This is a genomic window from Mesonia profundi (genome assembly GCF_031085155.1).
GTDB lineage: Bacteria > Bacteroidota > Bacteroidia > Flavobacteriales > Flavobacteriaceae > Mesonia > Mesonia profundi.
Window position 1 is genome coordinate 36716 of record NZ_JAVHUL010000023.1, and the last position, 10470, is coordinate 47185.

Here is a 10470-nt window from a genome sequence, read left to right on the forward strand (position 1 = left end):
TCCCCACAAAACTTAAGCAACCTAAGTTACACACTTATGGCTTTCTTCAAAGCTTTAACTTTTACTAAACATTCTTCGTATTCGCTCTCAGGAATTGATTGTATGGTTATCGCACTGCCCACCGAGCAAGAGGTGTATTTTTTGTTAGAATTGTATAAAATCGTGCGAATAATGACGCTAAAATCAAAATCCCCTTCTGGCGTAAAATAACCAATGCTGCCGCTATAAAGTCCGCGTTTGGTGGTTTCCAGTTCTTCAATAATTTTCATGGCCGAAATTTTTGGCGCGCCCGTCATACTTCCCATAGGAAAAGTGGTTTGAAGCACTTCAATCGGACTTACACCTTCTTTAAGTTGAGAAGAAACGGTAGAAATAAGCTGATGCACTTGTTGAAAACTATATAATCCGCAAAGCTCATCTACGTTTACGCTTCCGCGGAAAGCGGTTTTGGAAAGGTCATTTCTCACCAAATCTACAATCATCACGTTTTCGGCAATTTCCTTAGGATCATTTTGAAGCTTCTTCTTTAATTTTTCATCTTCTATAGGATCTTCTAACCGCTTGGCCGTCCCTTTTATAGGTTGAGAAGTTACTTTTTGCCCTTCTTTTTTAATATAACGCTCGGGGCTTGCACTCAACGCATAATGTTCTTCTAGGCGTAAAAAAGTAGCAAAAGGAGCTTGAGAAATCGCATTGAGTTCTAAATAACTTTGAAGCGGATTGATTTCTTGATTTTCTACATAAAATTCTTGACAGAAATTGGCTTCATAAATATCGCCTCGCTGAATATGAACTTTCATCTGATGCACTTTCTTCAAATATTCTTCGGGAGAAATTCGTGCTTGAAGCGCAGCCGTTTGCTGTTGAACTGGTGCTTTGACCTCTAAAGAACAAATATGTACAAAATCGGTTTCTATTTCGTCATCTACCATATTTAGGTAGAGAAATTCAGCTGAATCTCCCTCGATGCGAATTATTTTTTTAGGTTGAAAGAAATACAAATCGGGAAAACCCAATCCATCAAAATTTTTAGACTTTAACTTTTCCGTATCTTCTTTAAGGTCGTAAGTAAGGTAACCAAAAAGGTAATCTTTGGTGGTAGACTGGTATTCTTCCAGCTTTTCAAAAGCTTGGAGGGTATCGGTTTTTAAGGCCGTAAAAGCATCTACGGCAAGAATTGCTTCGTAGTTCACTTGCTCATTGTAGGCATTGGAATCTAACCAAATTACCTCCTCAAACTCCTGACTCCATTGCAAAGCTTGCGCCTTAAAAGCGCTCGTATCTTTTAGTTTAAATGTTTTATAAGTCCTCAATTAACTTTCTATTTCCTGTAAAAAATTAGATAAGGTATCAATAATTCCTAATTGTAAAGTTTCATCGGTAACTTTAAGCTCTTGTAAATCAAAATGCTCATTAAATGAAGGAAAGCTAAAACTAGCCACCACTTGAGCTCCAAATTTTGGTAAAATAGCCTCTGTATACGCTAAAGCAGAAGCTGCACCTCTTTTTCCCGCAGAAGTACTCATTAACAGTACTTTTTTACCTTCCAAAAATTTTGGATCAAAACGAGACAACCAGTCTAATACATTTTTAAAGAAACTAGAAACCGTTCCGTTATGTTCGTTCACCGAAATAATTAACGCCTCTGCTTGATCTATTTTATTTTTTAAACGGGTTATATTTAAAGGAATGCCTTCATTTTTTTCTATATCATAACTATAGACAGGAAGTTCAAAATCGGTTAAACGAATAATTTCCACTTCATGATCTACGATTTGATTCGCTACGGAAGTAACCAAGGCATGATTGATAGAAATGGAACTACTTGACCCTGCAAAAACTAAAATTTTACCCATAAGATTGTAATAAGGCCTAAAATAACTGCATTTTACTTGAATATGAAAACTATTTCTTTTAAAAAATCCTTAATTTTAGCTTTCTAATATGTAGCGATGGATTTTAGATTACGTGTTTTTAATGAAGTGGTAAAAACATTGAGTTTTTCTCAGGCTTCAAAAAATTTATACCTCTCTCAGCCAGCGGTTTCCAAACATATTAAAGAGTTGGAAATGAAATATGAAGTAAAGCTGTTTGAACGTCAAAAAAATACCATTAAAATTACTTCCGCAGGACAAGATCTCTTTTTTTATGCTGAAAAAATTCTCAACCTTTATCACGAAGCCGAAAATCATTTTTTGGCTCTTCAGGAAAAGTTACCTAAAAAAGTGAAGATTGGTGCGAGTACCACCATCGCTCAATATATTGTACCTCCTTCTTTGGCTGAATTAAAGAAGAATTTTCCGGGCACGGAGTTTTCCCTTGTCAACGATAATTCAACTCAGATTGAACGTAAAATTGAACAATACGAACTTTCTTTTGCACTCATCGAAGGCAGCAACCACAATCCTTTATTAACTTACGAGAAGTTTTTGGATGATGAACTGGTACTGGTTACTTCTACCCGAAACAACTTAACTTCATCCATCTCTTTAGAAGATCTTCTTAAACTTCCTCTAGTCATTAGAGAAGAAGGATCTGGCACCCGCTCTATTTTGGAGAATCGCTTGGCCAAAGCCGGAATTCGTAAAAAAGACCTCAACATCGATATGATTTTGGGCAGCACCGAAAGTATCAAGTCTTATTTGTATGCTACGCCTAGTTATGCTTTTGTCTCTATCTCTTCGGTCTTTGATGATTTAAGACATCAGCAACTTCAAGTCATTGATATTGAAAATTTTGAAATCAAACGTCCGCTCTACTTTGTAAGTCTTCAGGGAGAACGTTCTTTATTTTTTGATCAAATTAAGAAATTCTTTTATTTAACCCATAACAAGAGGTTATAACCTATCACAATGTTTGTTGAGTAGCATCCGTTTATTTGCCCGACCTTTGCGCAGATAAAATAAACAAACATGCTTAAAAAGATAAATCCTATTTATGTAAAAGTAATTTTTGCATTGGCAGCGCTCTTGTGTCTCACCCCTTTTATTTCTTCTCCCATTGCCTTATTAATGGGAATTATACTCACCAATTTACTCTTTAATCCTTTTCCTGTATTAAGCGGAAAAACAGTGAAGTGGTTATTAAAAATTTCGGTGGTTGGCCTTGGTTTCGGAATGGATTTGAATAAAAGTTTAGAAGTAGGAAAAGAAGGTTTATTACTTACCATTATCACCATTAGTACCACGCTTATTCTAGGATATTTTATAGGAAAACTATTAAAATTAGATAGAGTGATTTCTTATTTGATTGCTTCGGGAACGGCGATTTGTGGAGGAAGCGCCATTGCAGCGGTATCGGCGGTGATTAAAGCTAAAGAAAAAGACATCTCTATCGCTTTGGGCGTAGTCTTCTTTTTAAATGCGCTGGCTATTTTTATCTTTCCCGTTTTAGGACATCAATTGGGATTATCCCAAAAAGATTTTGGTTTATGGAGTGCCATTGCTATTCACGATACGAGCTCTGTAGTAGGTGCAGCTTTAGCATACGGAGAAGAAGCTTTAGATATTGCGGTCACCGTAAAGTTAAGTAGAGCTTTATGGATTATTCCTTTATCTATATTTTCTATGTTTTTGTTTAAAGGTAAATCCAATTCTATTAAAATTCCTTGGTTTATCTTACTATTCGTACTAGCAGTAATTGCGAACTCCTACCTTAATCTACCCGAATGGATGAGTTTCAACATTCCTGAAATTTCTAAACAGTTATTGATTCTAACCTTATTTCTTGTCGGCACCGGACTTACATTCGCCTCCATTAAAGAAAGCGGAGCTAAGCCTATCGTGCTGGGAGTTTCGCTTTGGGTCATCATCTCTGTTATTTCTTTAGGCTATATCTTGTATGTAATTTAAAGCTAGTCGTGTCTGGCTAAGATGTTAGAACGCTTCGCTTTTAGAACATAGAAGTTAGATTTAATTTCTTAAATATTAGTATTCAGATGTATTATCAAATCAAAAAGATAATATAAAGACTATATAAAATTTTGATTTCTCAACCTGAACTTGCCCGAAATGGATTCATTCAGGCGGGCTTGATTCAGGTTCTCCATATGATTTTAATGTCACATCAATAGGTTTAGGAGTAAATCTATTATAATAAATTTTTCCGAGTACTGCTTAATTTGACTTCTTGAAGATAGTTTCCTATTAAAAGTCATGAAAAAATCCGAATCAATACGATTCGGATTTTTTTATTTAAGAGGAAGAATTAATTTCTAATTCTCTCCTATTATATCTACTTACACGTGTAAAGCACGGTCTCCCGTTGCTGCTAAAGCGGCTTCTTTCACGGCTTCAGCATAAGTTGGGTGTGCGTGGCTCATTCTAGCAATATCTTCTGCACTTGCTCTAAATTCCATTGCAACCACCGCTTCTGCGATTAAATCGGCTACACGAGCTCCTACCATATGTACTCCAAGAACTTCGTCGGTTTCTTTATTGGTTAAGATTTTTACAAATCCGTCAATATCTCCACTCGCTCTAGAACGTCCCAAAGCACGCATAGGGAATTGACCTGATGCATACTCTACTCTGTCCTCTTTTAATTGCTCTTCCGTTTTTCCTACAGAGGCAACTTCTGGCCAAGTATATACAACCCCCGGAATCAAGTTATAATCGATATGTGGTTTTTGACCTGCAATGGTTTCAGCAACAAAAACACCTTCTTCTTCGGCTTTATGTGCTAACATAGCTCCTTTAATCACATCTCCAATTGCGTAGATATTCTCTACATTGGTTTGCAAGTGTTCGTTTACTTCAACTTGCTTGCGGTCATTGATTTTAATTCCTGCGTTATCGGCTTCCAATCCATCGGTAAAAGGTTTTCTACCTACAGAAACCAAGCAGTAATCTCCTTTAAATTCTACTTCTTTTCCTTTTTTATCGGTGGCTTTAATTACCACTTCGTCTCCTGTATTTTCCACAGCAGTTACTTTATGAGAAAGCGCAAATTTTACTTTTTGCTTTTTCATCACTTTGGCAAGCTCTTTACTTTGAGCAGCATCCATGGTAGGGATAATACGGTCCATATATTCAATTACGGTCACCTCTGCGCCTAATCTCTTATATACCTGTCCTAACTCTAATCCTATAACTCCGCCCCCAATCACTAACATGTGCTTAGGAACTTCTTTTAATTTTAAAGCTTCGGTAGAAGTGATAATTCTCTCCTTATCAAGATCTATAAATGGTAAAGAAGAAGGTTTACTTCCCGTTGCAATAATAGTATGTTTAGCTTCAATCGTTACATCTTCTCCTTCCGCGGAAGCGATATTGATGTGCGTTTTATCTTTAAAAGAACCAACACCTTCATAGGTATTAATTTTATTTTTATCCATCAAAAAAGCAATCCCCTTAGTGGTTTGTTCTACCACCGTGGCTTTGCGGCCCATCATCTTTTCTAGATTAAGCTTTACTTCTCCAGGAATTTCAATCCCGTGATCTTCAAAATGCTTCAAAGCATCTTCATAGTGGTGCGAAGAATCTAATAATGCTTTAGAGGGAATACAGCCTACATTTAGACAAGTACCTCCCATGGTGGAATATTTTTCTATTATTGCGGTCTTTAAACCTAGTTGTGCGCATCGTATTGCGGCTACGTAACCTCCAGGTCCCGAACCAATCACTGCTACATCGTAAGTGCTCATAATTTAGTTTTTGTTGAGTTGAAAAACGTTGACAAAAATACGATATCTAATTCAATCAACAAGGTAGATGACACAAAGGATTGTTAAAATCCTTAGAATTTACGAAACGATAAGCGTCGTGTTCTTCACTTCCTTAATCACAAACGTACTCTGAGTGCTTCCTATTCCCGATATAACCGTTAGCTTTTCTATTATAAATTTGCGGTACGCATCCATATTTTTCACCAAGACTTTTAGAATATAATCGTAATCGCCACTTACATGATAGCATTCTAACACCTCTTCGAGTTTTAATACTTCGCGTTCAAATTGAATGATGTTATTTTTAACATGCTGCGACAATTTCACTTGGCAAAGCACCATAAAGTCCTTTTCTACTTTTTCTTTATCAATTAGCGCGACGTAGTTGGTGATGATTTTTTGTCGCTCTAGTTTCTTGATACGCTCATAAACGGCGGTATTCGACAAGCCCAATAGAAGCGCTAATTCTTTGGTGGTCTTTTTGGCATCTTGTTGCAAGTACTTGAGCAGTTGGTGATCTAGGCTATCTAATTTTATCATGGCGGTAAATTTTCAGGATTTATCAAAAACAGGAATCAATTGCAGTTTTAAATTCTAACAAACATAATTATTGTAGATTTTTAATCTAAGTTATGAAAATTAGCTTGACAATTATCTGATAATTACCGAATTTAGTTATTATTCACTTAAGTCTTATTATCATGAAATATAAACCAGCCGATAAAATTCAGGATTTACAATATTTTGGAGAATTTGGAGGAGTAAACCCTTCCATTTCAGATTCCTCTACCTACACCTTTCTTTCTGCAAAGACGATGTTTGACACCTTTGAAGGAAATGCCGAAGGTTGCTACCTCTACTCCCGCCACTCGAGTCCCAGCAATTTATATTTGGGCGAAGCCCTTGCTGCCATGGAAGCAACCGAATCTGCCACGGTTACCGCCAGCGGCATGGGTGCTATCACTCCAGTCTTATTGCAGTTATGCGATAGCGGAGATCATATCATTTCTAGCCGAACCATCTACGGAGGAACTTATGCTTTTATGAAAAATTTTCTACCCAGACTAGGGATAGAAACCTCTTTTGTAGACATCACCAAAATCGAAGCGGTAGAAGCAGTGATTACCCTGCAAACCAAAGTTATTTTTTGCGAAACGGTGAGCAATCCCTTATTAGAAATCGCCAATTTGACCGCATTGGCTCAGCTTGCTAAAAAACACAATTTGCAATTGGTGGTAGACAATACCTTTTCTCCACTTTCCATTTCACCCGCTCAATTGGGCGCAGCTGTCGTGATTCATTCACTTACCAAATTTATTAACGGAAGTAGTGATACGGTAGGTGGAGTGGTTTGCGCTTCAGCGGAATTTATTGATCAACTTAGGAATGTAAATGACGGCGCTTGCATGTTATTAGGATCTACGATGGACAGCATGCGATCGGCTTCTGTGTTAAAAAACCTGCGTACGCTCCATATTAGAATGCATAAACACAGCGAAAATGCGATGTATTTAGCAGAACAATTGGAGGCTTTAGGCTTAAAAACCGTTTATCCCGGATTAAAATCACATAAAGGAAATGCTTTATACCAAGAAATGATGAACGAAGAATATGGTTTTGGAGGGATGCTAACCTTAGATGTAGGCTCTTTAGATAAGGCCAATACCTTAATGGAATTGATGCAAGAACGAAATTTAGGTTATCTAGCCGTGAGTTTAGGCTTTTACAAAACCCTATTTAGTGCCCCAGGAAGTTCTACCTCTTCTGAAATCCCTGAAGAGGAACAACAAGAAATGGGATTAAGCGACGGACTTATACGCTTCTCTATAGGTTTGGATAATCATATTGACCGTACGTTTCAAATGATGAAAACTTGTATGGAAGAAGTGGGGATACTATAAACTCTTCAACAATGGCTTTCTTAAAACAGAAAGCCGTTGTTTTTAAATCTTCTATTCTTAAGTTGTTTTCATCCAGGGCTAAAAAAATGTAGGTAAGAGATGAAACAATTCATCTATTTATTCTCAGCAATTTTAAAGGTTTTGAATAGATTAAATTTTCGTTTTCAAAGTGTTTCTCAAAGTAACAATTATAGTAAAAGTTAAAAAAGGTTAAGAAAACTAATACTGTTTCTTGGTTCAGATAGTGAAAAATCACTACATTACTCATTCTTACACCAACTTATTATTGATACTCTATGGATAGTCAATCTTCTGACCCTGAAAACCAAAAAATTATATCAAACAACATAAGCATAGGTGCAGCACTCCTTCCAGTTATTGCTCTGGTAGGCATGCTAGCTTATAATGTATTTGTTTTTGGAGATGATGCCTTAGGCGGCTCCAATCAATTTATCTTACTTATGGGAGCTGCAGTTGCTGCTGTGGTAGGGCACTTTAATAATACTTCCTACTCAACGATGATTGAGGAGGTTTCTCAAAACATTAAGTCTACTTCTGGCGCCATCTTAATCTTATTAATGGTAGGTGCTCTAGCAGGAACATGGCTGATAAGTGGGATTATCCCCACCATGATTTATTACGGACTTCAAATTTTGAACCCTACGATTTTCTTAGCGGCTTGTGTGGTTATATGTTCTGTAATTTCGATTGCCACTGGAAGTAGTTGGACCACTTCTGCCACCGTAGGAATCGCATTGATAGGAATTGCCGAAGCTTTAGGAATTCCTTTAGGAATGACGGCCGGAGCCATTCTTTCTGGCGCTTATTTTGGAGATAAACTTTCTCCACTTAGTGACACCACTAACCTTGCACCCGCTATGGCCGGTACAGATTTGTTTACGCATATACGCTATATGCTTTATACCACTATACCTTCTATTGTCATTACGCTAATCGTTTTTATTATTATAGGTTTAAATCTAGAACCTGAAGGGGTAGCCGATACCAGTTCAATTTTAAATTCTATCGATGCCGCCTTTAATATTTCTCCTTGGTTGTTTGTAGTACCAGGATTAGTGATCTTTCTTATTATTAAAAAGACGCCACCTTTAATCGCCTTATTATTAGGTATTTTATTGGCTGCCGTAGCGAGTCTTATCTTTCAACCCAATATCGTTGCCGAAATCGCCGGAAGCTCTCAACTTACTTTTGAAAGTGCTTACAAAGGAATTATGAATGCCATTACGGTAGATACACAAATTGAAACCTCTAACGAAGCCCTCAACGATCTTTTCTCTTCTGGCGGAATGAAAGGCATGTTAGGTACTATTTGGTTAATTATTTGTGCGATGACTTTTGGTGGAATTATGGATGCCATTGGTGCGCTATCCAGAATTAGTAAAGCATTACTTCAAATGTTTCATACCACATTCGGGTTGTTTAGCAGTACGGTAATTAGCTGTTTAGCACTAAACGCCACGGCTTCAGATCAGTATTTAGCCATAGTAGTACCGGGAAAAATGTTCGCCCAAGCCTATAGAGATAAAGGCCTTGCGCCAGAAAATTTAAGTAGAACTCTAGAAGATTCAGGAACGGTGACTTCGGTTTTAATTCCTTGGAACACCTGTGGAGCTTATCATAGTGGAGTTTTAGGCGTTCCCGTAGCGAGTTATTTTGTCTACGCGGTCTTCAATTACTTGAGTCCGTTTATGACCTTATTATTTGCCGGTTTAAACATTAAAATTAGACAACTTAGTCAAACTAAAAAAGCGACTGCATGAAATTAGATATTTTAGCTATAGGAGCACATCCAGATGATGTAGAATTAAGCTGTAGCGGAACTCTTGCCAAAGAAATTGCAAAAGGTAAAAAAGCCGGGATTATAGATTTAACCCGTGGCGAATTGGGTACGCGAGGTTCTGCCGAAATTAGAGATCGAGAAGCGCAAAACGCGGCGAAAATTTTAGGCGTTTCAGTACGGGAAAATCTAGGTTTTAGTGATGGTTTTTTTATCAACAACACCGCTCATCAGCTAGAAATCATTAAAATGATTAGAAAATACCGTCCAGAAGTGGTTTTATGCAATGCGATTAAAGACCGACATATAGATCACGGTAAGGGAAGTCAGTTGGTGAGTGACGCTTGTTTTTTAAGCGGACTTCGTAGAATCGAAACCATTCATCAAGATAATCATCAACACCCCTGGCGTCCCAAAATCATTCTCCATTACATTCAATGGATGGAAATTGAGCCCGACGTTATTGTGGACATTTCAGGATATATAGATCAAAAAGTAGCTTCCGTAAAGGCTTATAAATCGCAGTTTTTTGATGAAAACAGCAACGAACCTTCTACGCCTATCACGAGCAACAATTTTTTAGATAGTGTGACCTATAGAGCAAGGAACCTAGGCAGACTAATCAATACCGAACACGCCGAAGGCTTTACTGTAGAACGCTGCCCTGCAGTAGATTCTATTTTTGATTTAATTTAATTCATTTTTTATTTTGCCATATTGGTATAAAGTATTAAATTTGCCAGCTCAAACAAATGGTGGTTGTAGCTCAGCTGGTTAGAGCGCTGGTTTGTGGTACCAGAAGTCGCCGGTTCGAACCCGGTCTTCCACCCTTTTTGAAAACCTCGCTTTTGGCGAGGTTTTTTTATGCCTTTTTCTTTCTCTATTCAAGAGTTTAAATCGGTTAAAAAAATAATTTTTTTTGCTAAAATCCTAATAGAAAAGCATCTAGAAACTCCCACTCTTACTCAATTTTTGCTACCGAAAAACAAAACTCAATCAAGTCATTATTTTTCTAAAAGATGGAGTTTATTCGGATCAAGTCAAAAAGTTGTGGGATTTTAGTTTTATGCAAAAATTGTGGATAGTCTAAATAGGAAAAAATCTAC

Annotated in this window: 9 protein-coding genes and 1 tRNA gene; 6 read left to right on the plus strand and 4 right to left on the minus strand. The window is 37.2% G+C overall.

All coding sequences use genetic code 11. The features are described 5' to 3' along the window. Window positions 1–26: 26 nt before the first annotated feature. The gene (locus RBU60_RS09555) at window positions 27–1313 is read right to left on the minus strand and encodes an anthranilate synthase component I family protein (RefSeq protein WP_308864672.1); all 1287 of its coding nucleotides are present in this window, start codon (window positions 1311–1313) and stop codon (window positions 27–29) included. Next, window positions 1314–1856, minus strand: a complete 543-nt coding sequence (locus RBU60_RS09560) for an NADPH-dependent FMN reductase (RefSeq protein WP_308864673.1) — start codon at window positions 1854–1856, stop codon at window positions 1314–1316. Window positions 1857–1952: 96 nt separating this feature from the next. Between RBU60_RS09560 and RBU60_RS09565 the strand changes: the two genes are divergently transcribed. Both RBU60_RS09565 and RBU60_RS09570 read left to right on the plus strand, forming a co-directional pair. Continuing rightward, window positions 1953–2843 carry a LysR family transcriptional regulator gene (locus RBU60_RS09565; protein ID WP_308864674.1) on the plus strand — a complete coding sequence of 297 codons (891 nt, stop codon included), beginning with the start codon at window positions 1953–1955 and terminating at the stop codon, window positions 2841–2843. 69 nt (window positions 2844–2912) lie between these two features. Then, entirely contained in the window at window positions 2913–3851 is a 939-nt protein-coding gene (locus tag RBU60_RS09570; RefSeq protein ID WP_308864675.1) for a YeiH family protein, read from the plus strand. Window positions 3852–4237: 386 nt separating this feature from the next. Here RBU60_RS09570 and lpdA read toward each other — a convergent pair whose 3' ends face one another. Continuing rightward, window positions 4238–5644: a dihydrolipoyl dehydrogenase gene (lpdA, locus tag RBU60_RS09575; RefSeq protein ID WP_308864676.1), complete on the minus strand. Its 1407-nt coding sequence runs from the start codon at window positions 5642–5644 to the stop codon at window positions 4238–4240. 99 nt (window positions 5645–5743) lie between these two features. Continuing rightward, complete coding sequence (locus RBU60_RS09580) at window positions 5744–6205, minus strand: Lrp/AsnC family transcriptional regulator (RefSeq protein ID WP_407660199.1); 462 nt, start codon at window positions 6203–6205, stop codon at window positions 5744–5746. 161 nt (window positions 6206–6366) lie between these two features. Between RBU60_RS09580 and RBU60_RS09585 the strand changes: the two genes are divergently transcribed. The 4 genes from RBU60_RS09585 to RBU60_RS09600 all read left to right on the plus strand — a co-directional run bounded on the left by RBU60_RS09585 (window position 6367) and on the right by RBU60_RS09600 (window position 10194). Further along, window positions 6367–7566, plus strand: coding sequence for an aminotransferase class I/II-fold pyridoxal phosphate-dependent enzyme (locus tag RBU60_RS09585; RefSeq protein ID WP_308864678.1), 1200 nt, complete (start codon window positions 6367–6369; stop codon window positions 7564–7566). A gap of 296 nt (window positions 7567–7862) precedes the next feature. Next, window positions 7863–9347 (plus strand): Na+/H+ antiporter NhaC, encoded by a 1485-nt coding sequence (gene nhaC, locus RBU60_RS09590; protein WP_308864679.1) that lies wholly within the window; start codon window positions 7863–7865, stop codon window positions 9345–9347. Then, the gene (bshB1, locus tag RBU60_RS09595; protein ID WP_308864680.1) at window positions 9344–10060 is read left to right on the plus strand and encodes a bacillithiol biosynthesis deacetylase BshB1; all 717 of its coding nucleotides are present in this window, start codon (window positions 9344–9346) and stop codon (window positions 10058–10060) included. The genes nhaC and bshB1 overlap by 4 nt, the downstream gene beginning before the upstream one ends. Before the next feature lie 58 nt (window positions 10061–10118). Then, a tRNA-His gene (locus tag RBU60_RS09600) sits at window positions 10119–10194 on the plus strand. The last annotated feature ends 276 nt before the right edge of the window (window positions 10195–10470 follow it).

Coding starts and splice junctions, on each gene's coding strand:
- bshB1 (WP_308864680.1), top strand. CDS start 9,344: ATGAAATTAGATATTTTAGCTATAGGAGCACATCCAGATGATGTAGAA.
- lpdA (WP_308864676.1), bottom strand. CDS start 5,644: ATGAGCACTTACGATGTAGCAGTGATTGGTTCGGGACCTGGAGGTTAC.
- RBU60_RS09570 (WP_308864675.1), top strand. CDS start 2,913: ATGCTTAAAAAGATAAATCCTATTTATGTAAAAGTAATTTTTGCATTG.
- RBU60_RS09580 (WP_407660199.1), bottom strand. CDS start 6,205: ATGATAAAATTAGATAGCCTAGATCACCAACTGCTCAAGTACTTGCAA.
- RBU60_RS09565 (WP_308864674.1), top strand. CDS start 1,953: ATGGATTTTAGATTACGTGTTTTTAATGAAGTGGTAAAAACATTGAGT.
- RBU60_RS09560 (WP_308864673.1), bottom strand. CDS start 1,856: ATGGGTAAAATTTTAGTTTTTGCAGGGTCAAGTAGTTCCATTTCTATC.
- RBU60_RS09585 (WP_308864678.1), top strand. CDS start 6,367: ATGAAATATAAACCAGCCGATAAAATTCAGGATTTACAATATTTTGGA.
- nhaC (WP_308864679.1), top strand. CDS start 7,863: ATGGATAGTCAATCTTCTGACCCTGAAAACCAAAAAATTATATCAAAC.